Source organism: Polaromonas sp. 39-63-25 (genome assembly GCF_002278925.1).
Taxonomy (GTDB): Bacteria; Pseudomonadota; Gammaproteobacteria; order Burkholderiales; family Burkholderiaceae_C; genus Polaromonas.
On sequence record NZ_NCJH01000002.1, the window covers coordinates 244,641 to 271,623 of the forward strand.

At 64.4% G+C, this 26,983-nt stretch carries 20 protein-coding genes and 1 pseudogene; 10 read left to right on the forward strand and 11 right to left on the reverse strand.

Going from position 1 to position 26,983, the window contains the following annotated elements:
• Nucleotides 1-24 precede the first annotated feature (24 nt).
• Nucleotides 25-957: a LysR family transcriptional regulator gene (locus B7X65_RS03855; protein WP_293592845.1), complete on the reverse strand. Its 933-nt coding sequence runs from the start codon at nt 955-957 to the stop codon at nt 25-27.
• Nucleotides 958-1,029: 72 nt separating this feature from the next.
• Here B7X65_RS03855 and B7X65_RS03860 point away from each other — a divergent pair, with 72 nt between their 5' ends.
• The 5 genes from B7X65_RS03860 to B7X65_RS03880 all read left to right on the forward strand — a co-directional run bounded on the left by B7X65_RS03860 (nt 1,030) and on the right by B7X65_RS03880 (nt 7,262).
• Nucleotides 1,030-2,598, forward strand: a complete 1,569-nt coding sequence (locus tag B7X65_RS03860) for an FAD binding domain-containing protein (protein WP_293592847.1) — start codon at nt 1,030-1,032, stop codon at nt 2,596-2,598.
• Nucleotides 2,595-4,979, forward strand: coding sequence for a xanthine dehydrogenase molybdopterin binding subunit (gene xdhB, locus B7X65_RS03865; RefSeq protein ID WP_293592849.1), 2,385 nt, complete (start codon nt 2,595-2,597; stop codon nt 4,977-4,979). Before B7X65_RS03860 ends, xdhB begins: the two co-directional genes overlap by 4 nt.
• A gap of 287 nt (nt 4,980-5,266) precedes the next feature.
• Nucleotides 5,267-6,163 carry a diguanylate cyclase gene (locus tag B7X65_RS03870; protein ID WP_293592851.1) on the forward strand — a complete coding sequence of 299 codons (897 nt, stop codon included), beginning with the start codon at nt 5,267-5,269 and terminating at the stop codon, nt 6,161-6,163.
• 286 nt (nt 6,164-6,449) lie between these two features.
• Nucleotides 6,450-6,698, forward strand: a complete 249-nt coding sequence (locus tag B7X65_RS03875; RefSeq protein ID WP_293592853.1) for a hypothetical protein — start codon at nt 6,450-6,452, stop codon at nt 6,696-6,698.
• A 231-nt stretch (nt 6,699-6,929) separates the two neighbouring features.
• On the forward strand, nt 6,930-7,262 hold the full coding sequence (locus B7X65_RS03880; protein ID WP_293592855.1) for a BON domain-containing protein: 333 nt from the start codon (nt 6,930-6,932) through the stop codon (nt 7,260-7,262).
• Between the two features lie 63 nt (nt 7,263-7,325).
• On the opposite strand, the gene B7X65_RS03885 is transcribed toward B7X65_RS03880, so the two are convergent.
• From B7X65_RS03885 to B7X65_RS03905, 5 genes are all read right to left on the reverse strand, one after another.
• Nucleotides 7,326-8,306 (reverse strand): FAD:protein FMN transferase, encoded by a 981-nt coding sequence (locus B7X65_RS03885; RefSeq protein ID WP_293592857.1) that lies wholly within the window; start codon nt 8,304-8,306, stop codon nt 7,326-7,328.
• The gene (locus tag B7X65_RS03890; RefSeq protein WP_293592859.1) at nt 8,287-10,494 is read right to left on the reverse strand and encodes a PepSY domain-containing protein; all 2,208 of its coding nucleotides are present in this window, start codon (nt 10,492-10,494) and stop codon (nt 8,287-8,289) included. The genes B7X65_RS03885 and B7X65_RS03890 overlap by 20 nt, the downstream gene beginning before the upstream one ends.
• A 9-nt stretch (nt 10,495-10,503) precedes the next feature.
• Nucleotides 10,504-10,980, reverse strand: coding sequence for a DUF2271 domain-containing protein (locus B7X65_RS03895; RefSeq protein ID WP_293592861.1), 477 nt, complete (start codon nt 10,978-10,980; stop codon nt 10,504-10,506).
• Between the two features lie 25 nt (nt 10,981-11,005).
• Nucleotides 11,006-11,419 (reverse strand): PepSY domain-containing protein, encoded by a 414-nt coding sequence (locus tag B7X65_RS03900; protein WP_293592863.1) that lies wholly within the window; start codon nt 11,417-11,419, stop codon nt 11,006-11,008.
• A gap of 521 nt (nt 11,420-11,940) precedes the next feature.
• Nucleotides 11,941-13,107, reverse strand: a complete 1,167-nt coding sequence (locus B7X65_RS03905; RefSeq protein ID WP_293592865.1) for a mandelate racemase/muconate lactonizing enzyme family protein — start codon at nt 13,105-13,107, stop codon at nt 11,941-11,943.
• A 103-nt stretch (nt 13,108-13,210) separates the two neighbouring features.
• On the opposite strand from B7X65_RS03905, the gene B7X65_RS03910 reads away from it, so the two are divergent.
• Nucleotides 13,211-14,113 (forward strand): LysR family transcriptional regulator, encoded by a 903-nt coding sequence (locus B7X65_RS03910; protein ID WP_293592867.1) that lies wholly within the window; start codon nt 13,211-13,213, stop codon nt 14,111-14,113.
• Between the two features lie 161 nt (nt 14,114-14,274).
• Here B7X65_RS03910 and B7X65_RS03915 read toward each other — a convergent pair whose 3' ends face one another.
• The 4 genes and pseudogenes from B7X65_RS03915 to B7X65_RS03930 form a co-directional block, all read right to left on the reverse strand.
• On the reverse strand, nt 14,275-16,032 hold the full coding sequence (locus tag B7X65_RS03915; protein WP_293592869.1) for a PAS domain S-box protein: 1,758 nt from the start codon (nt 16,030-16,032) through the stop codon (nt 14,275-14,277).
• Nucleotides 16,033-16,242: 210 nt separating this feature from the next.
• A pseudogene (locus B7X65_RS03920) lies at nt 16,243-16,344 on the reverse strand (LysR family transcriptional regulator); the annotation flags it as partial.
• Nucleotides 16,345-16,492: 148 nt separating this feature from the next.
• On the reverse strand, nt 16,493-20,221 hold the full coding sequence (locus B7X65_RS03925; RefSeq protein WP_293592870.1) for a PAS domain S-box protein: 3,729 nt from the start codon (nt 20,219-20,221) through the stop codon (nt 16,493-16,495).
• Complete coding sequence (locus tag B7X65_RS03930; protein ID WP_293592871.1) at nt 20,218-20,394, reverse strand: hypothetical protein; 177 nt, start codon at nt 20,392-20,394, stop codon at nt 20,218-20,220. The genes B7X65_RS03925 and B7X65_RS03930 overlap by 4 nt, the downstream gene beginning before the upstream one ends.
• 436 nt (nt 20,395-20,830) lie before the next feature.
• Here B7X65_RS03930 and B7X65_RS03935 point away from each other — a divergent pair, with 436 nt between their 5' ends.
• Nucleotides 20,831-21,097, forward strand: coding sequence for a DUF1810 family protein (locus B7X65_RS03935; protein WP_293593019.1), 267 nt, complete (start codon nt 20,831-20,833; stop codon nt 21,095-21,097).
• Between the two features lie 16 nt (nt 21,098-21,113).
• On the opposite strand, the gene B7X65_RS03940 is transcribed toward B7X65_RS03935, so the two are convergent.
• Nucleotides 21,114-22,013, reverse strand: a complete 900-nt coding sequence (locus B7X65_RS03940) for a LysR family transcriptional regulator (protein WP_293592872.1) — start codon at nt 22,011-22,013, stop codon at nt 21,114-21,116.
• 96 nt (nt 22,014-22,109) lie between these two features.
• Between B7X65_RS03940 and B7X65_RS03945 the strand changes: the two genes are divergently transcribed.
• From B7X65_RS03945 to B7X65_RS03955, 3 genes are read left to right on the forward strand one after another with little or no spacing between them, the layout of a single operon-like run.
• Nucleotides 22,110-24,272, forward strand: a complete 2,163-nt coding sequence (locus tag B7X65_RS03945) for an indolepyruvate ferredoxin oxidoreductase subunit alpha (RefSeq protein WP_293592873.1) — start codon at nt 22,110-22,112, stop codon at nt 24,270-24,272.
• Complete coding sequence (locus tag B7X65_RS03950; RefSeq protein WP_293592874.1) at nt 24,269-25,882, forward strand: indolepyruvate oxidoreductase subunit beta family protein; 1,614 nt, start codon at nt 24,269-24,271, stop codon at nt 25,880-25,882. Before B7X65_RS03945 ends, B7X65_RS03950 begins: the two co-directional genes overlap by 4 nt.
• Before the next feature lie 30 nt (nt 25,883-25,912).
• Nucleotides 25,913-26,896 (forward strand): tripartite tricarboxylate transporter substrate binding protein, encoded by a 984-nt coding sequence (locus B7X65_RS03955; RefSeq protein ID WP_293592875.1) that lies wholly within the window; start codon nt 25,913-25,915, stop codon nt 26,894-26,896.
• The last annotated feature ends 87 nt before the right edge of the window (nt 26,897-26,983 follow it).

The following is a 26,983-nucleotide window of genomic DNA, read 5'->3' on the forward strand; positions in this document are numbered from 1 at the left end:
CCCTTGTGCAGAAAGCGCAAGCAGCTATTCTTTTCGTAGCGCCGAAGCCACCGTCTTGACACGGTCGCGCAGCCATTTGGCCGACGCCGAAGCATGGGTGCGCTCATGCCAGAGCTGGTAATACATCATGCGGGGGAAGTCTACCGGGCAGGGCAGGATCTTCAGCGGCAGGGCCCCGGTGTAACGCTCGCAGTACTGGCGGCCGGTGGTCAGCACCAGCAGGCTGGAGGCCACCATGGCGGGAATCAGGCCGAAATGCGGGCAGCGCACCGTGATGTTGCGCTGCAGGCCCAGCTTGTCCAGGTGTTCATCGATCACGCCCTTGGCGCCCGGGTGGGTGGGCGTCGGCGCCACGTGTTCGGCGGCCAGCCAGCTCGCGCTGTCCCAGCCGCGGCGTGCCGCCGGGTGGTCTTTGGCCACCAGGCACACCACTTCGTCGCCGAACAGGCGTGCCATGTGCAGGTCGCCGGGCGGCGCTGGCCAGTTGCCGACCACGATGTCGACCTCGCCCTGCGCCAGCCGGGTGCGGTAGTCCGACTCGCCCGACAGCGGATGAATGTCCACATGGCACAGCGGCGCCTGGTTCTTGATCTGCGCCACGAGCTGCGGCAAGAACAGCGGGTCCATGTAGTCGCTGCAGGCCAGGCTGAAGGTGCTGGTGGCGGTGGCCGGATCAAAGCCGCGTGCGTCGCTGAACAGCACCTCGGCCGCCCGGAGAATGCGCGCCGAGGGGTCGATCATGCGCAGGCCGGCGTCGGTGGGTACCATGCCGGCGCCCGAACGCACCAGCAGCGGGTCACCCGCCAGCTCGCGCAGGCGTTTGAGCGCCGCGCTGACGGCGGGTTGGTACATTCCAAGGCGGATGGCGGCGCGCGAAACGCTGCGTTCGGTCAGCACGGTGTTCAAGACCCTTATGAGATGGAGGTCTATCTTGTCGAATAAGGCCTGGTCTTTCATACCTTTTTGTGCATCGGCTTGATATGGCGATGGGTATACCCGCATCGCGCGATTGGGTTTACCCTAGTAAATATGGACATTCAATCGCCTCTCAAAACCATTCAATTCATCCGGGGGGGCGAGGTGGTCGCGCTCGCCAATGTACCACCCAGCCGCACGCTGCTGGAGGTGCTGCGCGAGGACCTGGGGTGCACCGGCACCAAGGAAGGCTGCGGCGAAGGCGACTGCGGTGCCTGCACGGTGGTGGTCGGCGAGGCCGAAGGCGGACGTCTCCGTTACCGGGCGGTCAACAGCTGCATCAAGCTGGCGCATTCGATTGATGGCCAGGCACTGTGGACGGTGGAAGACCTGGCCGCCGCCGACGGCACGCTGCACCCGGCGCAGGAAGCGATGGTGCAGTGCCACGGCTCCCAATGCGGCTTTTGCACCCCCGGTTTTGTCATGAGCCTGTTTGGCATGTACCAAAACCACGTTGCTTGCGGTACACCCATCACCCGCGAGCTGGCGCAGCAGGATCTGTCAGGCAACCTGTGCCGCTGTACCGGCTACCGGCCTATTTTTGACGCTGCGCAGCAGATGGCAACACTGCCCGCCGTGCAGGTCAACGAGGCCGAATTGCTATCAAAACTGGAGCTGCTTGCGCAGACCCGGAAAGGGCTGGAGGCCGATTTATCTTATAACGCGCCGCGGACCCTGGCGGAGCTGCTGGCCGCCCGCGCCGCCCACCCCGACGCCCAGCTCGTCGCCGGCTGCACCGACGTCGGACTCTGGGTGACCAAGATGCACATGCAGTTCGGCCAGGTGCTGGACGTGACACGGGTGGAGGAACTCCGGCGGGTCGAGCATTACGGCCACCACGTCGCCATCGGCGCGGCCGTCACGCTGGCCGACGCCTTTGCCGCGCTGGTGGCCGACCGGCCGCAGCTGCAGGCCTTTGCCCATCGTTTTGCCGGCCTGCCGGTGCGCAACGCCGGCACCCTGGGCGGCAACGTGGCCAACGGTTCGCCGATCGGCGACTCGATGCCGCTGCTGATCGCGCTCGGCGCGAATGTCGTGCTGATGAGCCTGCGCGGCCACCGCGAGCTGCCGCTGGAGCAGCTCTACACCGGCTACCGCAAGAATGTGATGGCCAAAGACGAGGTGCTGGCCTGGATCAAGGTGCCGCGGCCGGTGCGCCCTCACCCCAGCCCTCTCCCGGCGGGAGAGGGAGGAAAACCAGGCGCTCCTGCTCCCTCGCCCCTCAGGGGAGAGGGCTGGGGTGAGGGGCAGGAGTTGCTCCGGGTCTACAAGATTTCCAAACGGTATGACGACGACATCTCGGCCGTCTGCCTGGCACTGAACCTGCAGATCGAGGACGGCAAGGTGCTGAAAGCCTCTATAGGCGCCGGCGGCGTGGCGGCCACGCCGGTGCGCGCGGTGCTCACTGAAGCCGACCTCACCAGCCGGCCCTGGACCAGCGCCACCGTGCAGCAGGCCATCACCACCCTGCGCGCCGAGTTTTCACCGATCTCCGACATGCGCGCTTCCGGCGCCTACCGCAGCGAGGTGCTGGGCAACCTGCTGCAGCGCTTCTGGCTGGAGAGCCAGGGTTTGCAGCAGATCAATCTGGAATCCTTTGTGCTCGTGGAGGAATCCGCATGAACGCGCGGGAAAAGAACCACAACGAAGGCCCGGTCAGCCGCGCCGACAACCCGGCTGTGCCCGTGGTCCCTGTGCCGACCGTGGCCGCCCCCGCCGCAGCGAACAGGCCCGCCCGTGGCGCCTCCGGCAAGTCGCACAAACACGAAAGCGCCCGCGCGCAGGTGGCAGGTGCCGCAACCTATGTGGACGACATCCTGGAGGCGCGCGGCACCCTGTACGCGGCGCCCATCCTCTCGACCGTCGCCCACGGCCGGCTGCGGGGCGTGGATGCCACGGCCGCGCTGGCCATGCCCGGCGTGCGCGGTGTCGTTCTGGCAGACGACATTCCGGGCGACCCGCTGCTGGCCACCTTTGTGCATGACGAACCGGTGTTTGCCACCGATACCGTCGAGCACATCGGCCAGGTCATCGGCCTCGTGGTTGCCAGCTCGGTGATGCAGGCACGCCGCGCCGCGCGAAAGGTCAAACTCGAGATCGAGGAACTGCCGGCCATCCTGAAGGTGCGCGATGCGCTCAAGGCCGAAAACTATGTGTTGCCGCCGGTGTTTGTGAAACGCGGCGACGCGGCGCAGGCGCTGGCCTCGGCCCCGCACACCCTGAGCGGTCAACTCGAGGTCGGTGGCCAGGAGCACTTCTACCTCGAAGGCCAGATCGCCTACGTGGTGCCGCAGGAGCAGAACCAGTGGCTGGTGTATTCCAGCACCCAGCACCCGGGCGAGGTGCAGCACTGGGTCTCGCACGCGCTGGGGACAGCCAACCACGCGGTGCGCGTCGAGTGCCGGCGCATGGGCGGCGGCTTCGGCGGCAAGGAAACGCAGGCCGGCCACCTCGCCGTGTGGGCCGCGATTGCCGCGAACAAATTCCAATGCCCCATCAAGCTGCGGCTGGACCGCGACGACGACTTTCTGGTCACCGGCAAGCGCCACCCCTTTGCCTACGACTACAGCGTGGGTTTTGACGAGACCGGACGATTGCACGGCCTCAAACTTTTGATGACCGCCAACTGCGGCTTCAGCGCCGACCTGAGTGGCCCGGTGGCTGACCGCGCGATTTTCCACACCGACAACGCCTATTTTCTGGAAGACGTGGAAATCGCGTCCTACCGCTGCAAGACGAACACGCAGAGCCACACCGCCTTCCGTGGCTTCGGCGGGCCGCAAGGCGTGGTGCTGATCGAGACCATCCTCGGCGACATCGCGCGGCATCTGGCCCTGGACCCGCTGGATGTGCGCATGCGCAACCTGTACGGCGTGGAAGACAGGAACACCACCCATTACCAGATGAAGGTCGAGGACAACATTCTCGATCCGTTGCTATCAAAACTGGAGCTGTCTGCGCAGTACCGGAGCCGGCGCAAGGCCATTTCGGCATGGAACGCAAAAAGCCCGGTGATCAAGCGCGGCATCGCCATCACGCCGGTCAAGTTCGGCATCTCCTTCACCGCCACCTTGTTCAACCAGGCCGGCGCACTCGTGCATGTGTACACCGACGGCAGCGTGCAGGTGAACCACGGCGGCACCGAGATGGGCCAGGGGCTGAACACCAAGGTCGCGCAGATCGTCGCCGACGAACTCGGCGTGGCCTTTGACGACGTGCTGGCCACGGCCAGCGACACCAGCAAGATACCCAACGCCTCGGCCACCGCCGCCTCGGCCGGCACCGACCTGAACGCGCGCGCCGCGCAGTATGCCGCGCGCAATGTGCGTGACAACCTGGCGCAGTTTGTGGCGGGCCTGGACGGCTGCGGCGCCGGCGCCGTGTCGTTTGCCGGTGGTGCCATCAGTTCGCCCAAAGGCAGCCGGTCCTTCCCGGAGGTGGTGCGTTTGGCCTACGCCAACCGCATCCAGCTCTGGAGCGACGGTTTTTATCGCACACCCAAGATCCACTACGACAAGACCACCCTCACCGGCCGGCCGTTTTACTACTTCGCCTACGGCGCCGCCTGCAGCGAGGTCGCCATCGACACGCTGACCGGTGAAAGCCGCGTGCTCAAGGTCGACATCCTGCATGACGTGGGCACCAGCATCAACCCGGCGATCGACATCGGCCAGATCGAAGGCGGCTTTGTGCAGGGCATGGGCTGGCTCACGACGGAGCAGCTGGTGTGGAATGACAAGGGCCTGCTGAGCACCCACGCGCCCAGCACCTACAAGATCCCGGCGACCGGCGACATCCCCGAACACTTCAAGGTGGATCTCTGGCCCGAGCCGAACCGCGAGGACAACGTGTTCGGCAGCAAGGCGGTCGGCGAACCGCCCTTCATGCTGGCGATCAGCGTGCTGGAGGCGCTGAAGGACGCGGTGGCGGCAGCACGGCCGGGTGCGGTTCGGCTCGATGCGCCAGCTACTGCCGAGACTGTGCTGAGGGCGCTGAAGGCCTGACGCGTCATACGACAGGCCATGACGATCTCCAGGACTACGGGGCTACTGCCATTGCTGCAGCCTCCAAAGAGGCTCCCCTGGAGCTGGGCTATAGCAACAACCCCGGGCATCCTCTTTCCACGACGAGATCGAAACTCGGCAAGCTTCGGTCATGGCTGTTCAAGCCGCTTGGGCCCGAACGCGATTCTGCGGTTATCCTGTTGCAAGTATCTCCCCCCATGCTCATGCAAACTGGCATCGGGGCACGCGCTGAAAACCGATGCAAACAATTCGCAGGGGAAAAAACCATGTCACTCAATGAACTCCCTCGCGATGAAATGCCAGGCGTTATCGCACAACTCAAAGAAGCTCTCTACAACCACCAACAATGGCACAGTGCATTGATCCGCTCGCTCGTATGCAAGCTGCCAGGCGACAAGCGTGAAACCGCCCCTCTGGCCCACATGGAATGCCGCTTCGGCCAATGGTATTACAGCAAAGCGGCCGAAAAACTGCGTGACCACCCCGGATTCCTCGCCATGGGAGAGGAGCACCAGCGCATGCACCGCCTGGCCGGGCAGCTGCTCATCGCCGAGGAGGCCGGTCGACCCATTCCCGGCACCGACTACGATAACTTTGCCAATGCGCTCGACCGCCTGCGGCTTGAAATTATTGGTCTGGAAAGGGAGCTGGAAGACACGCTGTTCAACCACGATCCGCTGACCGGGGCGCTCGTCCGGGCCGGCATATTGCCAACATTGCGTGAGCAACAAGAACTGGTGAAGCGCCGTGTCCAGGTCAACTACATTGCCATGATGGACCTGGATCATTTCAAGGCTGTCAACGATCTCCATGGGCACCACGCGGGTGACCTCGTTTTGACCGCAACAGTTCAGTACCTGATCAAGCATCTCCGTCCCTACGACAAGGTGTTCCGTTACGGCGGGGAAGAATTCCTTCTCAGCATGCCCTATGCCGACTTGACCCCATGCCATGACAGGGTCAATGAACTCCGGGAAGGAATCGCCGCACTGGAAATAGACATCGGCCAAAAAGAACCCATCCATATTTCCGCCTCCTTCGGCTTGACGCTCCTCGACCCGGACATCCCGGTGGAAACGTCCATCGACCGCACCGACAAGGCTCTGTATGCGGCCAAATCCGGGGGGCGCAATTGTGTGCGGATATGGGATTCGTCGATGTAGATGCCCGCTGCCGGAACTTCAGACCCGGGTTCGATTTCGGCTGCCCAGCCGGTCCGGTGTTGGCCGAAAACATACTGAAGGCCTTGCGGAAAAGCGCCGCTTGGCTGTTCAGAGGTCCTGGTCGCGGGAAGTGTCCGCGCGCAGGCCGCGGGGCGGGGACTCGACCGGCGCCGGCAGCTTGCTGCGCGTCGTGGGCCCGCCCGCAAGCTCCACGCGCACCCGTCCGCCCGCCGTCCTCGCCGGGGTTCAGGCCGCCAGCTCTTTCATCACCACATACAAATCCGCCTTGCCCCCAAAAACCAATGCCCGGCAGCTCAGGCAGCGTGACGTAACCATTCACCACCCTGACGCCGTTGGCATCATCCAGCTGCGGGTTATCCGGAAACACCTCGAGCAGGGAACGCCCGAAAATTTCCTCGGTGCTGTGGGTGGTCAGCAAATAGACCTCGCTTGCCCCAACGATCGTGAAGCCCATGTCGGGCTTTATCACGCAGCCATCGACGAAAAACGCCTGACTCGTCAAAGGCTACGCTGAATATGCCCCGTCAAAGAGCCAACACGGGTCGATGACGCAACGATTTGGCTCAAGCGCCACCGAACGCGCATCCTGTTCAGCTTAGGTTCAGTCGCACGCCTGCAACATGGCCCCAAGGTTCAGGACAGACCACCGGGCCTCAACCCCTTGAACCTTTCCCACCGAGCAAAGCCGTAGAGAAAAGCCGCAGAGCAAAGCGCTTTTCTTGCCCACATCCCACGAAAGAATCCCATGAAATCCATCACCCAGGTCTTCCTGTTGACCGCCTGCTGCACGCTGCTGCTGACCGCATGCAACAAGGCAGAGAACCCGGGCGCGACGCTGACTCCGGCTGCCAGCGCAGTTGCCAACGTTTCAGATGCCGACATCACCATCCATGTCAAATCTGCACTGGACAAGGAACCCGGTCTGGCAGGGCTGGACATCGCAGTCGTCACCACCAAGGGCGACGTTCGGCTCACGGGTGTAGTGTCAAGCCAGGCGCAGATCGATACCGCCATCAGCGCCGCACGGGCCGCCCAGGGCGCCCACTCCATCCACGATGAGTTGACCGTCAAGCAGTGAAGTACAGCCCCGCGATCCGGTCACCCTGCCTGACGCGGCGGTGCTGACTAGGGCCTGTTCACACTATTTATGCAAGACCTGCCTGCCAAACCGCCCCAGCCCCACCTCCACCAGACCTTCGGGACGGCGAAGCAGGAACAACACATCCATCCCCATGCGCTGTGCCATGGCCAGCCCTTCATTGGCGCCCTCCACCAGCAAGGCCGTGGCCCAGGCGTCCGCCTGCATGCAGGTACGCGCCAGCACGGTGACCGATGCCACGGCGTTGTTCACAGGCGCACCGCGGCGCGCGTCCATGGTGTGCGCAAGGCGCGCATCGCCCACCTCCAGATAGCGCCGGTAGTCGCCCGAGGTGGCCACGGCCAGATCTTCCAGTTCGATGACCCCGTGCACCGCGCGGCGCCCAGCCTCGGGGCGTTCGAGCGCCACCGCCCAGGGCACGCCGCTGGCCTGACCGCCCACGGCGCGGAGCTCGCCATCCAGCGCTGCCAGAGCATGCCGCACGCCGTGCTGTTGCAGCACATGGGCCATGCGGTCCACCGCGTATCCCTTGGCAATGCCGCACAGGTCGAGCTGCAAGGGCGCACGCTTGCGGGCCCGGCCTGCGGGCCTGTCCAGCTCCAGGCACCCGTGCGCAGTGAGCGGCGTGGACTGGCGTGCAGCGCGGATCGCCTGGGCGTCGGGTGCATCGCGCACCGCGCCAAAGCCCCAGGCATCAACCAGCGCCCCAACGCACGGATCGAATGCACCCTCGCTCAGGCGATAGACATCGAGCGCACAGTCCAGTACCTCCAGCATTTCAGCGGGCAGATCCACCCAGTCGTCCACGGGCGCGCGGTTCAGGCGCATGAGGTCGCTGTCCGGTTTCCAGGGCGACATCTGCTCGTCCACCTGCTCCACCGCAGCGGCAAGGTCCTGGCGCAAGGCCGCCAGGTCCATGGTGTTGTCGGCATCGACACTGGCCGACCAGCGTGTGCCCATGGTCGGGCCGTGCAGGGTGGTGCGTTTGCAGGGCGCAGCGGGTTCAGAAGACATCTTCGGCATACCGCTCCTTTGCTTTCAGCTTCGCTACGCTCAACTGCAGTGGTGCCAGCACCACGTCCAGCGTCTCGGCCACGCCCTGCGCCATGGCGCGCCCGCCGCAGACACGCACGATGGCGCCCTGTGCCAGCAGACCGCGGAGGCGCTCGGCGTCGCGGCGCAGGGCGTCCTGCACGTAACCGCCGCCGTCGGGCACGCGGGAAAACACCGTCTGCAAAGTCGCCAGGCGCCCTTCGCCGAGCCAGCGCTGGATTTCGGGGCCGAAGTAGAAGTCCCGCGCCGGATCGCGCCCGCCAAAGTACAGGTGCATCGGGGTCCGTCTGTCGTTGCGGCGGATGAAGCCGGCCAGCGGTGCCACGCCTGTGCCCGCCCCGATCAACAACACAGGCCGCCGCGTTCGTGGCAGTGCAAAGCCGGGATTGGACCGGATAAAGGCGGTGATGCCGTCCCCCGTCTGCAGGCCCAGCAAGTGCGTGGAACACAGACCGTCCGGCATCTGACGCACGCAGATTTCCAGAAACCCGTCTTCCCAGCCGGACGCCAGCGAGTAGTAGCGCGGCACGGCCGAACCTGGCGGCACGATGCCCACGAGATCGCCGGCTGCAAACCGCGCCAGACCGTGCCCGCGCAGGCGTGCGCCCGAGCCCTGTGCAGGCCACGCAAATCGCAGGATCGCCGTGGCCTGCCCGGTCGCACCGGGATAGTCCTGGCGCGCTATAAGCGTGAGCGTCGCGGTAGGCGGCACGCGCGGCACATGCGCCAGCACCAGGGGTTCTCCCAGCGCCTGTGCCAGGGCAACGCCCCAGCGCGCGAACTGCTGGCCCGATTGCTGGTGGATGCACTCGAGCGGCAGCAGCGCGGGCCAGCCCTGTGCGCGCAGCGTCTGATCCAGCGCCTCGGCAAAGGCACAGAAGGCCGGGAACTGCCGGTCGCCAAAGCCAAGCACCGTCACCGGCACAGCGCTGGCGCTGAGTCTGGCGATGTGCTCCAGGGCGTGGCTGGCGTGGGCCGGGGCCTGGCCTTCGCCATAGGTTGCGGCAAGCACAAACACCTGCCGCGTGGCGGCCGTGGTTCGAAAGTTCTCCAGCGCGCTGGTGTGAACGCGATGGCCGCCCTGGCTCAGCGCATCCTGCAGCGTTTGGGCAAAACCCCAGGTGCTGCCGCCTTCGCTGGCAACGAAGATGAGCACGTCGGCCTGTGCCAGCGGGGTGTTGCCCGTGATGTGTGGCGCCTGGCGGCGTGCTTGCCACCAGATGACAACGCCCGACAGCCAGAACAGCAGCACGCTGGCGCCCACGAGCCCGAGCACGACGGCCCAGGGCCAGGCCGCTTCGCCCGTGTGCAGCACCACGGCGAGGTCGTAAACGCGCTGCGCAAAGGTGGCGTCCTGCCAGGCCAGCATCTGGCCCGAGTACCTGTCGATCCAACCTTGACCCTGGACGGTGGCGACCTTCCAGGTGTCCTCCGGGTCGGTGATACCGGGAAAATTCAGCTTGTGCAGATCCCGCACAACAAGGCCTTGCAGCGTGGCAAGCTGTGCGCCAGGCAAGGCTGGCTTGCCGGCGACCACCGAGAGCACTTCAGGCTCGGTTCTGGTGTCCAGTGCCACGAGGCCCAGGGTCGATGCGCTCATGGTCAGCGCCGTGAGCGATGTCAGGAACAGGACTGCGAGCACCACACGGCCCGCGACCACATGGATGCGCTGCGCCAGCGAGCCACGCACCCGCGCCGCCAGCCGCCGCCAGCCGCCCATGCGCCGCAGCAGCAGCACCAGCGCAGAAACGCACACCAGGCCCATGGCCAGCGCAATGCCCGCTGCGCCCCAGCGCCCGGCGTCGCCGAGCAGCAGCGAGCGGTGCAGGTTCTTTACCCAGCGCGGCAGCGCCGAGGCTTGCCACGCACCCAGCACCCGGCCATCGGCGGGGTCCACGTAAGACGCCTGCGGCTGGTCGCCGGCAAAACTGAACACCACGATGGCACCCGAGGGCAGGTGGCGAATTTCTTCCGCGCCCGGGACGGTGCGCGTCACGCGCTCCACCAGCGTGGCCACGGGCAAATCGCCCGGTGCGGCGGGTGCCTGCCACGCCTGCTGCACCGGATCAATCGCCAGGATGGCTCCGGTGACGCCCAGCACCACGGCCAGGGTGCCAACGGTCAGGCCCAGCCAGCGGTGGATGGCTTTCCAGCCCATACGAGCCCTTTACTGGAGTTGGAAGGTCACCGACTGGATGTACTGCTTGCCGGCCTGCGGCTTGCCGGCGTTGGCTTTGGACAGCGGAACGCGGACCTCTGACGGGCTGTCGCGCATGTCTTCTGCTGCGGCGTCGATGCGGATTTCATAGCCCGCGTCAATCAGTGCATCCGCCAGATCGGCTGTGACCTTGAGTGTGCGCCCAGCGCCCACGCTGGCGCCGGTGACGCCGTCCAGACGCTTGGCGTCACCGGCCGAGAGGCGGCTCCAGTCGGACAAGTGCTTGTGGTACTTCGCCTTGCCGCCGGCCACCCACAGCGTGCGCACATAGGCGCCTTTGGCATCGGTCAGGTACGCCGCCAGGTAGGCGCCGTCGCCACCGTAGTTCTTGAGCTGGGCGGTCAGCGTGACCTGGCGGCTGTGTGCCAGCGCGGGAAGCGCCAGCGCGCAGGCGGTGGCCAAAATGGTCAAAAGAGGTTTGGACATGGTGATGCTCCTGTGGGATTGGTGCTTACTGGATCTGGCCGCGCGGCGCGCTGCCAGGGGTCAACAAAGGCGATGGCGCGGCAGCGCCGTCCGGTTGCGGCGGTCGTGCCTGCTGCGCGGCACCCTCCTGACCACGATCGCGTTCCCGGGAACGTTGGTGGTCGTCTTGCTTCATCTTCAACACCTTCAGGGTTTCCGGGTCGATCTTGGCCTTGAAGGTGCGTCCCTGCGCATCCGTGCCGCGAATTTCATAGCAGCCGTCGTCGATCTTCAGCCGATGGATCTGCCAGCCCTGTGCGGCTGCCATCTGCCGCACAGCCTCACGCGTCTGCCAGCGATTGAGCGGCGCATCACAATCGTCACCGGCCCATGCGGGCAGGGTGACCAGGCCCACCGACAAAACCAGCAAGCCATGGCGCAAAGAGGCGGGGTATTTCATGGGAGGGTCCTTTAAAACGGGGCAGTACATGATGAACGGTTTGCGGTGCCGAAAATGCCAGGGCTGGTGCCCGGCAGCCAAATTCCAGCTGCAACGTTGATACGCATCAGGGTTCTGCCTTCTTGTTCAAGGGGATTGTGGAGAAAACACCCTGTATGCATGCTGAATGGCGCATTCATTTTCTGTTCATCGCCCAAAAGGCAAAACGCGGGCTGGTGGTCTTGTGCAGCTGCGCTGCCCCGTCGCTGCCTTGTTCTGTCCGGCCTGGGAATGTAGTGCCCCGATGGGTTCGGCCAGCCAGGGCTTGTTCACACCATGAATACAGGTGCGAACGCGGTGAACACAGCGCCAATCAAGGCGTGCGACGACGCCCGGACCGGGCGTCCGGGCGAGGAGTGCAACGACAAGTGGCGTTGGAGAAACCGGCTATGCTGATACTGTCCGACTCAGCGAACCCAGTCTGTTCGTCTCCTTGGGCTGCAGCCCACTTTGGAATTTGAGTCCGAGCAGGCCGCGACGAGTCAGGCTGCCAGTTCTTTCATCACCGCATACAGGTCCGCCTTGCCCTCGAAGCCGATGCCCGGCAATTCAGGCAGCGTGACGTAGCTGTCCACCACCTTCACACCATCGGGAAAACCGCCATAGGGCTGGAACAGGTCCGGGTAGGACTCGTTGCCGCCCAGGCCCAGGCCGGCCGCAATCGCCAGGGACATCTGGTGGCCGCCGTGCGGAATGCAGCGTGTGGGCGACCAGCCATGCTCCTTGAGCATGTCCAGCGTGCGCAGGTATTCGACCAGGCCGTAGCTGAGCGCGCAGTCGAACTGCAGCCAGTCGCGGTCCGGGCGCATGCCGCCGTAACGGATCAGGTTGCGCGCGTCCTGCATGGAAAACAGGTTCTCGCCGGTGGCCATGGGCCCCGCGTAGTGCTGCGCCAGCTCGGCCTGCAAGGCGTAGTCCAGCGGGTCGCCGGCCTCCTCGTACCAGAACAGGTCGTAGTGAGACAGGGCCTTGGCGTAGGCGATGGCAGTCTTCAGGTCGAAGCGGCCATTCGCATCGACCGCCAGCTTCTGACCAGGGGCCAGCATGCCCAGCACCGCCTCGATGCGCCGGCAGTCGTCGGCCAGCGACGCGCCGCCTATTTTCATCTTCACCACCGCGTAACCGCGGTCCAGGTAGCTGCGCATCTCCATCATCAGCTTGGCGTCGTCCTTGCCCGGGTAGTAATAACCGCCGGCCGCGTACACAAACACCTTGCGGTTCGGCGTGCCGTTGCCATACCGTTCGGCCAGCAGCTGGTACAGCGGCACGCCTTCAATCTTGGCCACGGCGTCCCAGACGGCCATGTCGATGGTGCCGACGGCCACCGAACGTTCGCCGTGGCCGCCGGGTTTTTCATTGGTCATCATGGCGGCCCAAACCTTGTGCGGGTCGAGGTTGTCCCGGCTGTCGTCCAGCAGGCTGTCCGGCGCGGCTTCGAGGATGCGCGGCGCAAAACGCTCGCGGATCAGCCCGCCCTGGCCGTAACGGCCGTTGGAGTTGAAGCCGTAACCGACGACAGGTTTGCCGTCGCGGACCACGTCGGTGACGACGGCCACCAGGCTCAGTGTCATTTTCGAAAAGTCGATGTAGGCGTTGCGAATGTCGGACTTGATCGGCTGGGTGACTTCGCGGATGGCTGTAATCTTCATGTCTTTGCTTTGCTGGAGGTGGGTGATGGGACTATCATCGGCGCCTCGCGTCCCGGCGTCCAATGCCGGTTTTTTCTTGTTCCATGCCCGCAAAGCACCGCCCATGAACCTGACCTGGTTGGAGGATTTCCTGGCGCTCGCCAGCTCGGGCAATTTCTCGCGCGCCGCCAGCGACCGCCACATGACACAGCCGGCCTTCAGCCGCCGCGTGCGGGCGCTGGAGGAGTGGCTGGGCGTCGCTCTGTTCGACCGCAGCACGCACCCCGTCACGATGACCGAGACCGGGCAGTGGTTCCAGTCGGTGGCGCAGGACATCCTCGCGCGTGTGGCCCGTGTGCCCGACGAGGCGCGGGCAGTGGCCGACGCCAGCTCCGCCACCCTGCGGTTTGCGTCCACCCACGCGTTGTCCTTCACTTTCCTGCCGACCTGGCTGCGCGGGCTGGAGGCCGGCGCGACTATGGGCCCGATCCAGCTCGTCTCGGACGTGATGCAGCAGTGCGAGGCGCTGATGCTGCAGGGGCGCATCCAGTTCCTGCTGTGTCACTGGCATGAACAGGTGCCGGGCCGGCTGGACCCGGCGAGCCACCGCTCGGTGAAGCTGGGCGGCGACACCCTGGTGCCGGTCTCGAGCCCGGGGAAAAACGGCAAGCCCCAGCACCTGCTGTCGGCCAGCGGCAAACGAGCGCCCATCCTCGCCTACAGCAGCGAGTCCGGGCTGGGCCGCATCGTGCGCGCCCTGCGCAGCGGCGCGCTTGAAAAATCCCGCAGCGAGCCGGTGTTCACCGCGCATCTGGCCTCGGTGCTCAAGACCATGGCGCTGGACGGACGCGGCGTGGCCTGGTTGCCGCTCAGCCTGATCGCCGGGGAACTGGCCACGGGGCGGCTGGTCGCCGCCGGCGGCCCCGAGTGGGCGATTGAACTCGACATCCGGCTGTTCCGCAGCAATACCGCGCTGCCGCCGGCGGCCGAAAACTTCTGGCGCGGGGTGGCCGGTTCGCCGCGCTAGGAGTCTGCGCGGCAGAAGGCGTCGAAGCGAAAAGCGGCCCCAGCGAGGACAGTTTTTGCCGGATTTGCAGCCCCATAGCCGTCGCTATGGGGCAATAAGCCGGCGAAAAATGGACCGCTGCGGTCGCTTTGCAGCCGACGATCCTTCTGCCGCGCAGACTCCTAGGACGCAGAGGCCTTTTCCGACAAGGGCGCAAACGTCATGAAAACCGAGGTACCCTCGCCCGGCACTGATTCCACCCATATCCGCTGGTGATGGCGGGCGACGATGCGTTGGCAGGTGGTCAGGCCAATGCCGGTTCCGCTGAACTCGCTGAGCGTATGGAAGCGCTGGAAGGGCTGGAACAGCAACTCGCCGTTGCCCGCATCGAAGCCCACACCATTGTCCTGAATCCGGACGATCACTTCGGCACCCGCCGCATCCACCAGGAGCTGGACGTGCGCATCCTCACGCTTGCCGGTGAATTTCCAGGCGTTGCCCAGCAAGTTGGTCAGCAGCGGCCGCATCAGCCCGGCGTCCGCACAGACATGCAGCGAGGCCGGCGCGTCAAAACGCAGCTTGCGCTCGGGCTCCTGCTGCCTGAACTCCTCCATGATGTCCTGTGCGATGGGGACCAGGTCCACGTCCACGAGGGTCAGCACCGTGGTGGACACCCGAGACAGGGACAGCAGGTCATTGACCAGGCTGGCCATCTGTTTGGCCGCTCGCTCGATGCGGGCGGTCAGCCTGGCGCCGTCCTCGTCCAGCACATTGGCGTAGCGCTTCTGGAGAATCTGGGTGAACCCGACCACCGAGACCAGCGGTGACTTCAGGTCGTGCGCAATGGTTCGTGCAAAAGCGTCGAGTTCGGCATTGACGCGCACCAGTTCGGAGGTGCGCTGCGCCACCAGCCGTTCCAGCTCCAGGTGGCTCTCGGCCCGCCGGGCTTCGTACTCCTTGGCCGCCGTGATGTCCTTGAGAATGCCGCCCATCAGGGTCACCAGCCCTTCCTCATCGACGATGAGCCGTTTGCAATCCAATACCCACTTGATCGCGCCCGAGGTAGCAAGAATCCGGTATTCGCAACCTGCTTCCCCAACAGCCTGCAGCGCGGCATACGAGGCTTGGGCAATGGCCACATCGTCCGGATGAACCACCTGGAGCCAGAGATCCGGGTTGGCCACCATCTGCTCCGGAGTCCATCCACAGATCTGTTCGATGGCGGGACTGACATACAGCATGGTCCGGCCATCGGCCGACGCGATCCACAGCGCATCGGACAGGCTCTGGTGCAGCTGGCGAAACTGCGCCTGCTGGCGCTCAAGGGCGCGTTTGGACAACACATCCGCCGTCACGTCAAGGGCCATCACCGTGGCGGCCTCACGCTGGAGAAACTCGACGGTGTGCAGGGTGAGATGCACAAAAACAAGCTCGCCGGACTTCTTGCGGTGCCGCACCACACCGATGTCGTGGTGCCCAGGCACGGCGTTACGCTTGGTCTTGAGCATGAGCGGCAGGTCCTCTGCCGGTCGAATGTCCCCCAGGGTCATCTGCAGGAACTCTTCCTGCGAATAGCCGTAATACCGCGTGGCAGCCTCGTTCACCGCCAGGAAGCGAAGCGTCTCCCGGTCATACACCCACATCGGTTGGGGGTGCTGCACGAACAGGTCGCGCACATGCAGTTCCATGGCATCGGCCCGGTCGCGCGCATCGAATATCCGCCGGTAGCCCGCATTGACCAGAAAGATCAGTCCCAGGGAGGTGCCGATGACATAGAACACCCCCTTGTAGCGCTGGACCGCTGCCAGCCACTCGGGGTCGGCTGAAAGGGATGCAACAAAGGTATCCGAAGCGAGAATCCAGAGAATTCCAAGCGCGGCATAGAGCAGGCCGATGCCCAAGGCGAGCCGAAACCCATACGACGTCCAGACTGCTTTCATTTCCTTCTGCATCGCAAGCTCACTGGGGTCCTTCAGGAGCATGGCCCATAGAGGCCGCTGTTCCGGCAATAAGTGGTGCGCCGGCGTTTTGCATACAAGCGTCCGGCGGGATCAGGCCGTAAGTCTGAACGGCCTGAGATCACCATAACACGGCCACAGCCCTGCCTGTGTAGGCGCCCATCCTGAAAAGCGGTGCCAAGGGCCAGGTCGCTATTCCCCGAACAGGCCCTCAATCACCCCTCGCAGCCAGCGGTTGCCGGGGTCCGCTTCAAAACGTTTGCTCCAATGCAGGGACACCGTGAAGTCGCACACCGACAAGGCTCTGTATGCGGCAAATCCGGGGGGCGCAATTGTGTACGGATATGGGATTCGTCAATGTAGACGCCCGCTGCCGGGACTTCAGACCCGGCTTCGATGGCGGCTGCCCAAGCGGCCGATGCCGGCCGAAAACAGTGTTCAGTCAGGCGGAAAACACAAATCGTTTTTCCGAAAAAACCCGAACGCAGGCATCGACTACCGCGGCGTCATAGACGGAATCCCGGCCGCGTTCTATTTCCTTCAGCGCCATGTCGATCCCCAGCGCCGCCCGGTAGGGTCGATGCGAAGCCATCGCCTCGACCACGTCCGCCACCCCAATGATCCGCGACTCCAGCAGGATTTGCTCACCCTTGAGCCCCTGCGGATAACCCGAGCCGTCCTGCCTTTCGTGATGCTGCCAAACCATGGTGGCGATGGGCCAGGGAAATTTGATGTCCTTGAGAATGTCGTAGCCAGCCTGCGCGTGATTCTTGACGAGCATCAATTCGAGGTTCGTCAGCTTGGTCGGCTTGGATAGAATTTCCGCAGGGACGCCGATTTTCCCAACGTCGTGAATGCTCGCAGCGAGTTCGATGCCGCGAATCGTTCCTTCCGGCAATCCCAGCTCATTCGCGATGGCAACGGCCAGTTGCCCGACACGCCGTTGATGGCCGGCCGTGTAGGCGTCGCGCATTTCCACGGTGGCGGCGATGGCCTTGATGGAGTCTTCCAGGCTCTGCATGAGGATCTCGGCATCGCGCATGTGCTCGTCGACGATACGGTCATGCTCAATGCGGGTACGCAGGGTCTGGATGCCGAAGGCCAGGTCTGCGGCGAGTTCCTGCAACAACGTGACTTCAGCTTCATTGAAGGCGTCCGGCTCCGACGCATAAATGGTCAGCACACCCAATATGCCCGCAGAATTCTTGAGCGGCAGCGCAATGCTGGACTGATAGCCGCGCGGCCGTGCCGCCTCTTGCCACGGCGCCATTGCCGGGTCGGTCAGGAAGTGCTGGTTGACCTGGACGGTGCCGGTACGTATGGCCATCCCGATTGGCCCGCGGCCGAATTCGTTGTCCGCCCAGCTGATTTTCGCCGCCGCCAGATAGCCCTCCTCGTGGCCAAAATGGGCCACCGGGCGCACGGTCTTTGCCGCGTCCTGCTCGGGGTAGCCGACCCAGGCCATGCGGTAGCCGCCTGTTTCCACGACAAGCCGGCAAATGGAATCAAGAAGCCCGGATTCGCTTGTGGCACGCACGAGCGCCACGTTGCAGGCGCTGAGTGTGTGCAAGGCGCGGTTGGCTTTGTCCAGCGTCAGTCCGGCCTGCTTGCGCTCGGTGATATCTCGCACGGTAATCACGATACCGGCTACATCGGGATCATCAAGGAGGTTTTTCGCCAGAGCTTCGACCTCAACTTGCTTCCCATCCTTGCGCACCATACTCACTTCAACCCTGAACCATTGGTCAGGGTTGGCGAAAGCTTCTGCCATGGCGCCCCGAATCAGAGGCAGAGATTCCGCAGACACGAAATCCGTTACCGGCTTCCCGAGCACCTCTGCGGTTGTCCAGCCGGTCAATTGTTTCCCAGGCTCATTGCGGTAGAGCACGGTTCCCGCGCGATCCATCAGGAGGAACACCTCCGATCCGCCCTCAATCATTTTTCGATAGTAGCGTTCCTTTCGCTCCAAGGCCTCCTGGGCCTGCTTGCGCTCGGTGATGTCGCGCGCTATGGAAATTATGTAAGCCCGATCCAGCTGGACGTAGCCGAGGTTGACTTCAACCGGAAACTCGGAGCCGTCCTTGCGCCGGTGGCGGCCTTCATAGATCAGTGAACCCAATTTCCGAAGCCCCTGCGACTGTTCTGCGGCTCTGGACCGATCCAGCGTTGGATCGATGTCGAAAGCGCTCAGGGACAGCAGTTCTTCCCGGCTGTAACCGAGATCCAGGCAGGCCTTCTGATTGACATCGAGAAACCGATATGTTTGCGGGTCCAGCACCTCGATGGCATCGGTCGATCGATCAACCAAGGCTCGAAACAGCTTCTGTCCTTCCTCGGAATTCTTGCGCTCGGTGATGTCCCAGATGATGCCGTTGATCCTCGCCGGCCGGCCCTTGTCATCGCGGACCAGCCTGCCGCGGGCCGTGATGGCGTGGACACTTCCGTCCGGCCAGACTGCGCGGTACTCCGGTTCGTACGGTACCTCCTGCTCCAGGGTCCGGGCCAGTGCGGCCTTGACCGTCTCCCGGTCATCGGGATGGATCGCCCCGAGGAACTCCTCCGCGGTCCCGTTAAAAGTCGCGGGATCGAGACCCAGCAAACGGCAGACCTGCTCATCGAAATACCGTCTGTTCTCGATCATGTCAAAGTGCCATACGCCCATTCTGGCTGAGCGCAGCGCAAGATCGAGCCGCGCCTGGTTCTCGCTCAATGCTTCCTCGGCCCGCTTGCGCTCGGTGATGTCCCGGTAGAGACCCAGCATGCCGATGACCTGCTGGCTTTCATCACGCAGTGGCACCTTGGAGGTGCTCAGCCAGATCGTGTTGCCGTCCGGTGTGGTCTGGAGTTCTTCGTAATCCAGCTTGGGCTGGCCCGATTCCATCACGGCCTGATCGTCGGCGCGGTACAACTCGGCCTGATCCTTCCAGCCCATTTCAAAATCGGTCTTGCCAATCAATTCGTCAGGTCTGGCGTGCCCGGCATCTTTCGCAAACTCGGTATTGCAACCCAGATAGCGCGAATCGCGATCCTTCCAGAAGATGCGGCCTGGCACATATTCCACGACGGACTGCAGCAATTCCATCGATTTCCGGAGCGCCGTTTCGGCCTGCTTGCGCTCGGTGATGTCGATCGCAGTGCCAACCCATTCGTGCACACCGCCCGACGCGTCGAGAACCGGCACGCCGCGCGCGAAAAAGTTCCGGTAAATTCCGTCATGCCGGAGCATGCGATATTCCACCTCGTACACGCCCTTGCGCTCCACCGCCTCGCGCCATATCTGCGCGGCGCGCTCCCGATCATCCGGGTGCAGGGCCTCGCTCCAGCCCCTGCCCTTTACCTGATCTTCGCTCTGGCCGGTGAATGCCCGCCACGACGGAATATCCTCCACCACCACGCCGTCGGCGCCGGTGACCCAAGCGAGTTGACCCGTGAGCTCGATGTAGGAACGGTAGCGCGCCTCGCTCTTCTTGAGAGCCTCCTCGGACCGCTTTCGCTCGGTGATGTCGAGCATGTAGATGCGGACCAGGTCGCTTTGCGGGACCGGGTAAAGGAATTGCTCGAATGTTGTGCTCCCGACCCTGAGCTCGCGCACCACCTCCGGCCGCTCGCCGCTCCCCATCGCGGCCGGGACCGCGACATCCCCCAGCGCGCCGGGGACGGGCTGCGCCACGGCCAGCTCCGGAAACAGCCTCTCGGCCACCGGGTTCAGATAAGTGATCTCCCCGGCGGCATTGACCTCAAGCACGGGGTTGGGATTCATCCCGGGGAAGGATGCCAGCTGCAGAATCCGCTGCTGGGTTTGCTGCTGGTCCAGAGCACGATGGATGTGGCGCAGCAACTTGTCGATGTCGCAGGGTTTCAGCAGATAGGAGAATGCGCCCTTGTTGGTCGACTCGACCGCCGTATCCAGTGAGGCATGATCGGTCAGGACAATCGCCTCGGTGAGGGGTGTGGCGAGTTTGATGCGCCCCATTAGCTCGATGCCCAACATGTCCGGCAGCTCGAGTTCGATCAACGCCACGTTCACAAAAGCGCGCTCTGCCTCCGCCATGGCTTGCGCCCCGGTTTCTGCGGTCGCCACCTCATAGCCCTCGATGCGCAGGATGCCTGAGAGCATCCTCCTGAGATCCTCGTCGTCGTCCACCACCAGTATTCTGGGAATATTCTTCACTTGGAAAGCACCTCACTGGCCAGAATTTCGACACCATTCCTGTCCGGCACCTTCGCGAACAACTCCCGCATGTGAGGCAAGTTCTCCGGTCGAATGATGAGCGGAAAAGGACGGCCTATCCATTCACCCGCTTGGGTAGCATTCTCCTCTCCCCGCAGTTTGATGGTTTTCATTTGGATCACCCCAGTCGCCCTTGTCTACTTTGGACCGCATGTGGCCGCCTGCGGCCGTTCATCGTTCCGGCAAGCTGCTGCGGGTTGACTTCGCTCATCCACCTTCAGACAACACGGTGGCGTTGAATACAAAGGGCATGGTAAGCGCTTTCCCGGCTCTCCGATATCCTCCAAATAGGGGGTTCAGGCATCGTGGAGAAAGGGCGAGAGGAGACCGGATTCATATCGAGTTGGCTTTGCCAAACCAAGGATGTGCTCGTGGTGCTTGAGGTGCTTGAGAAATATCAAGCCACCGTTCATCCGGCGTCCAATAGTGATCAGCATGTTCTGCCGTTGTTGCCCCGGACCTGCGTGCCTGCCAGTCCTTCGACATGACAGCGCCTGATCCCCTCCCCTTTGAACCCAGGCAGCTTCACCAGGCCTGCAACCCTGAACAATTCGTTTCGGCTTCGCATTCAGGGACGAGGCGCAGGCCTGTTGGCAATATCCCGTTCCTGGGCCGCGGCTCAGGCAATGTATTGAACGCGTACTGGTAATCGAGGAAAAATCCGCGTTGAAAATTTTTGGTGCGACGGCCGGCCTCAAGTTCCACGCCTGCCTGACGCTGTTTGCGCAGGAGGCGCCGCAGGAATCCCTGTTCGGCCGGGCATTGGCAAAATATCTCTCCGGTGTACCGGACCCGGGTACCCTGGAACTTCTTTGACGGCTGCGGCCCCGCACTACTCCCTGAACAGGTCCTCAATCACCCCGCGCAGCCAGCGGTTGCCGGGATCCGCTTCAAAGCGCTTGCTCCAGTGCAGGCACACCGTGAAGTCGCGCAGCGGAAACGGCGGCTCGATGACGGTGTAACCGCCGCCGGCCGCAAAAATGGCGGCGATGTTGCGCGGCATCACAACTGCGAGGTCGGTGGCCTTGACGATGGACGGCAGCACCATGAAGTGTTCGGTCGTCAGCCGCAGGCGCTCTTCCAGCTGCAGCATCTGCAGAATGCGCAAGGTGTCGGAGTGCGTGCGCACCGCCACAAACTCCAGTTGCTGCAGGGCGTCGAGCAGCGCCTGGCCGCTGCGCCGGCGCCGCGCAAAAGGGTGGCCTTCGCGCAGCAGCACGATGTAGCGGTCTTTCAGCAGCTGCACGCGCTGCGTGTCTTTCACCGCCGGCAAAAAGCCGAACGCAAAGTCGATGCGCCCGCTGTCCAGCGCCGGGGCGACATCGTTGCTGGCCCGCGGGGAGGTTTCAATGCGCACCCCGGGTGCGAGTTCGCGCAGCGCCGCCATCAGCTCGGGCAGGAAGCGGCCCTCGCCGATGTCGCTCATGTGGATGCGAAACACCTTGCGCGAGCGCAGCGGCTCGAACAGGGCCGATTCATTGAGCGCCTGCTCCAGCGTGGCCAGCGCGCTGCGCACCGCGTCGGCCAGCCTGTCGGCCTTGGGCGTGGGCTGCACGCCGCCGCCGGCGCGCACAAACAGCGGGTCCTTGATCAGCAGCCGCAGCCGCGTCAGGCCCTGGCTGGCGGCGGGCTGGGTCAGGTCCATCAACTCGGCCGCGCGGCTGACGTTGCGCGTGCGGTAGACCGCGTCGAACAGCCGGAGCAGGTTCAGGTCGATGTCTTTTATATGCATTGAATGAATACCAGATAGTCTTGTTATTTTATTGATGGATAGTCGAATGGGGCCCAAACTCGCTGCTTCCCACGAAAATAAAACCCGGAGACAGCCTTGGAAGTTTCATTCAGCAAGGAAATCGAGTCACTGCGCATGAGCGCGGGCGAGACTTTCCACGGCGAGGGCATCCTCGCGATCACCAAGGCCCTGCTCCAGTCCGGTGTCGCCTACGTCGGCGGCTACCAGGGCGCACCGGTGTCCCACCTGCTCGACGTCATGGTGCAGGCCAAGCCCTACATGGACGAACTCGGCGTGCATGTCGAAGCCTGCTCCAACGAAGCATCGGCCGCGGCCATGCTGGGCGCATCCATCCATTACCCGCTGCGCGGCGCCGTGACCTGGAAATCGATAGTGGGCACCAACGTCGCGGCCGACGCCCTGTCCAATCTCTCGTCGCCCGGCGTCACCGGCGGCGCGCTGATCGTGGTCGGCGAGGACTATGGCGAGGGCGCCAGCGTGATCCAGGAGCGCACCCATGCCTACGCGCTCAAATCGTCCATGTGCCTGCTGGACCCGCGGCCCGACCTCGGCAAGATGGTGGACATGGTCGAACACGGCTTTCGCATCTCGGAGGCCTCCAACATGCCGGCCATCCTGGAACTGCGCATACGCGCCTGCCATGTGCGCGGCAGCTTCGAATGCAAGGACAATCGCCCGCCGGCGATCTCGACGCGCCAGCTGATGGAAGAACCCGCCGCCTTTGACTACGCCAAACTCGCGCATCCGCCGGTGACCTTCCGGCACGAAAAACTCAAGTTCGAGGAGCGCATCCCGGCGGCGCGCCGCTACATCATCGAGCAGCAGCTCAACGAGCTGATGGACGGACCGCGCCAGGACCTCGGCATCATCGTGCAGGGCGGCATCTACAACTCACTCGTCCGCGCGCTACAGCAGTTCGGCCTGTGCGACGCGTTTGGCCAGACCGACATTCCCATCCTCGTGCTCAATGTCACCTACCCGCTGGTGCCCGAGCAGGTGGCCGGCTTTGCACTCGGCAAGCGCGCGGTGCTGGTGGTCGAGGAAGGCCAGCCCGAGTACATCGAGCAGGAGATCGCCACCTTTTTACGCCGGCGCGACATCAACACGCCGCTGCACGGCAAGGACATGTTGCCCTCGGGCGGCGAATATTCGGTGGAGGTGGTCGCCAGCGGCCTGGCCGCCTTTGTCGCGCGTTACGCCACCGACGTGGACACGGCGTCGGCCACCGCCTGGCTCAGGGGCAATGCCGAGCGCCGCAGCGCGGTCGGCCGCGAGATCGAGGCGCAACTGAAGCAGGCTTTGCCGGTCCGGCCACCGGGCTTTTGCATCGGCTGCCCGGAGCGTCCGGTGTTCTCGGCGCTCAAGCTGGCGCAACAGGACGTCGGGCCGGTGCACATCGCGGCCGACATCGGCTGCCACGCCTTCGGCACCTTCGCGCCCTTCTCTTTCGGCCACTCCATCCTCGGCTACGGCATGAGTCTGGCCAGCCGCGCCGGCGTCTCGCCGATGATGGCGCGGCGCACGCTGTCCATCATGGGGGACGGCGGTTTCTGGCACAACGGCCTGCTGACCGGTGTGCAGTCGGCGCTGTTCAACGGCGACGACGCGGTGCTGCTGATCTTCAAGAACGGCTACACCTCGGCCACCGGCACGCAGGACATCATCTCCACCCCGAGCGACGACGCGAAATTCAACGCCAGCGACAAGCTGCAAAGCCTGACCGACACCAACAAGACGATTGAAAACACCCTGCAGGGCCTGGGCATCCAGTGGCTGCGCACGGTGCACACCTACCATGTGGAGGAGATGCGCCAGACGCTCAACGAGGCCTTCACGACCGATTTCAACGGCCTGAAGGTCATCATTGCCGAGGGCGAATGCCAGCTCGAACGCCAACGCCGCATCAAGCCCTGGCTGGCCGGTCTCCTCAAAAAAGGCAAACGCGTGGTGCGCGTGAAATATGGTGTCGATGAAGACATCTGCAACGGCGACCACGCGTGCATCCGCCTGTCGGGCTGCCCGACGCTGACACTCAAGGACAACCCGGATCCGCTCAAGGTGGACCCGGTGGCCACGGTGATCGACGGTTGCGTCGGTTGCGGCCTGTGCGGCGCCAACGCGCATGCGGCGACCCTGTGCCCCTCGTTTTACCGCGCCGAAGTGATCCAGAACCCCAAGTGGCATGAGCGGCTCCTGGGCAGCGTGCGTGGTGCACTGGTGAAAGCGATGCAGACATGACCACGACTCAACAAAAACCCCTCACCCTCCTGATCTGTGCACTCGGCGGCGAAGGCGGCGGCGTGCTGACCGAATGGCTGGTCGACATCGCGCTGGCCAGTGGTTACGCCGCGCAGAGCACGTCGATTCCCGGCGTGGCCCAGCGCACCGGCGCCACCACTTATTACCTCGAGGTGTTCCCGGTGCCGCTGGCCGAGCTGCAGGGCAAACGCCCGGTGTTCAGCCTGAACCCGGTGCCCGGTGCACTGGACGGCATCGTCTCGTCCGAGCTGCTGGAAACCGCGCGCCAGATCGGCAACGGCATGAGCTCGCCGCTGCGCACCCTGGTCATCAGTTCCAGCAGCCGCACCTTCACCACGGCCGAACGCATGGAGCCGGGTGACGGCCGCACCGACAGCGCGCCGCTGCTGGAAGTGGTGCGTGCGCAAAGCCGCGAGCACCATGTGTTCGACATGGGCGAACTGGCCAGAACCAGCGGCACCGTGGTCAGCGCCGTGATGCTGGGCGCCATCGCCGGCAGCGGCCTGCTGCCTTTTGCGCGTGAGGCCTACGAGACCGTGATCCGCCACGGTGGCAAAGGCGCCGAAGCCAGCCTGCGTGGCTTCTCCCAGGCCTTTGAACAGGTGGGCACGCAACGGGCGCAGACGGCGCTGGTCACCAGCCTGCTATCAGAAGAGGAGCTGTCTTCGCCCGTCCCCAAAGGGCTGGAGGCCAATTTGGCTAAACTTTTTCCACCACCGGCGCATGACATGCTGGCCCTGGGCCACGCCCGCATGCTGGAGTATCAAGGCCGCCAATATGCTGACCTGTATGTGAGCCGCCTGCGGCAGGTGCTGGCCGCCGAGGTGATGGCGGACCCGGCGGCGGTGCAAGGCTACGCCACCACACGCGAGATGGCACGCTGGCTGGCGCTGTGGATGGCGTTCGACGACATCGTGCGTGTCGCCGACCTGAAAAGCAGCGCCAGCCGCTGGCAGCGCGTGCACGGTGAGGTCAAGGCGGGCGCCGGTGACCTGCTGCAGGTTTACGATCATTTCAAGCCCGGCGCCGCGGAATTCGCAGCCCTGCTGCCGGCGGGCCTGGCCGCGCGTGTGACACGCTGGGACCGCCAGCGCGTGGCGCGCGGCAAGGCGCCGTGGGCCCTGCCGCTCAAGGTCGGCACACACTCGGTCTTCGGCATGCTCTCGCTGCGTCTGCTGGCCAGCCTGAAGTGGCTGCGCGTGCGCGGCAGCCGTTTTGCCACCGAGCAGGCGCTGATCGAGCAGTGGCTGGCCGGCGTGGTGCGCGGAACGCAGGCGCACTGGCAACTGGGCCACGAGATCGCCCTGTGCGGCCGCCTGATCAAGGGTTATGGCAGCACCAACGAACGCGGCAAGGACAACCTCATGCATGTGCTGGAGCACCTGGCCACGGGCGCCGCTTTTGCATCGAACGAACTACGCGCAGCCGCCATCGCCGCCGCCCGCCATGCCGCCCTGCTCGATGAAGCCGGCAAGGCGCTGGACCAGACGCTGGTGAGCCACGGCGCACCGGCGCGCCCCGTCAAAGCACAACCGATCAGATGGGTGGCCAACCCACACCGCAAGCCGCGTGCCGCCAAGAGCACCTGATTTTTTTACCCACCCAAGAGGAGACAAACCATGAGCCCATTCTTTCAACCCGGCCGCCGCACCCTGCTGGCACTGGCGCTGATCGCCAGCAGCCTGTTTTCCGCAGCCCAGGCGCAGACCTGGCCGGCCAAGCCGGTCAAGGTCATCGTCAACTTCCCGCCCGGCGGCGCGGCCGACCAGCTGGCACGCGCCATCGGCACGCCGCTGGCCGAAGCCCTGAGCCAGCCGGTGGTGGTGGAAAACCGCGGTGGCGCCAACGGCAACATCGGCGGTGAAGCCGTGGCCAAGGCGCCTGCCGACGGCTACACCCTGCTCATGAGTTCGGGCGGCATGGTGTCGGTCAACCCGCACCTGTACCCGAAGATGTCCTTCAATCCGGCCAAGGACCTGGTGCCGGTGGCGGCCGCGGCACGCGTGCTGGTGTTCCTGGAAGTCAAACCAACGCTTCCGGTCAACAACGTGAAGGAATTCCTGGCCTACCTGAAGGCCAACCCCGGCAAGCTGTCCTTCGGCTCACCGGGCAACGGCAGCTCGCCACACCTGGCGGCCGAGATGCTGAAGGCCCAGACCAACAGCTTTGCGGTGCACGTGCCTTACCGCGGCGCGGCGCCGGCCATGCAGGACCTGCTGGGTGGCCAGCTCGACTTCATGTTCGACCCGGGCATCGGCCTGCAGCATGTGAAGGCCGGCAAGCTCAAGCTGCTGGCCGTGGGCAGCGCCAAACGCTCGCCCCTGTTTCCGGATGTGCCCACCCTGGACGAAGCCGGCCTGAAAAACTTCGACGCCGACACCTGGTTCGGCTTTTACGCGCCGGCCGGCACCCCGCCGGCCGTCGTGAGCCGCCTGAACCAGGAGATCAACAAGATCCTCGCGACGCAGCCGGTGAAAGACCGCATCATGGCCATAGGGGGCATTCCGGCCCCGATGTCGCCGTCCGACTTCAACATGCGCGCAGCCATTGACGGCACACGTTTCGGCGCGCTGATCCGGGCCCGCAATATCAAGGCTGAATGAGTAAGGCCCCCACGGTCGCTCACACCCACCGTTCGGGCTGAGCCTGTCGAAGCCCCCCTTCGACAAGCTCAGGGCGAACGGACCGGA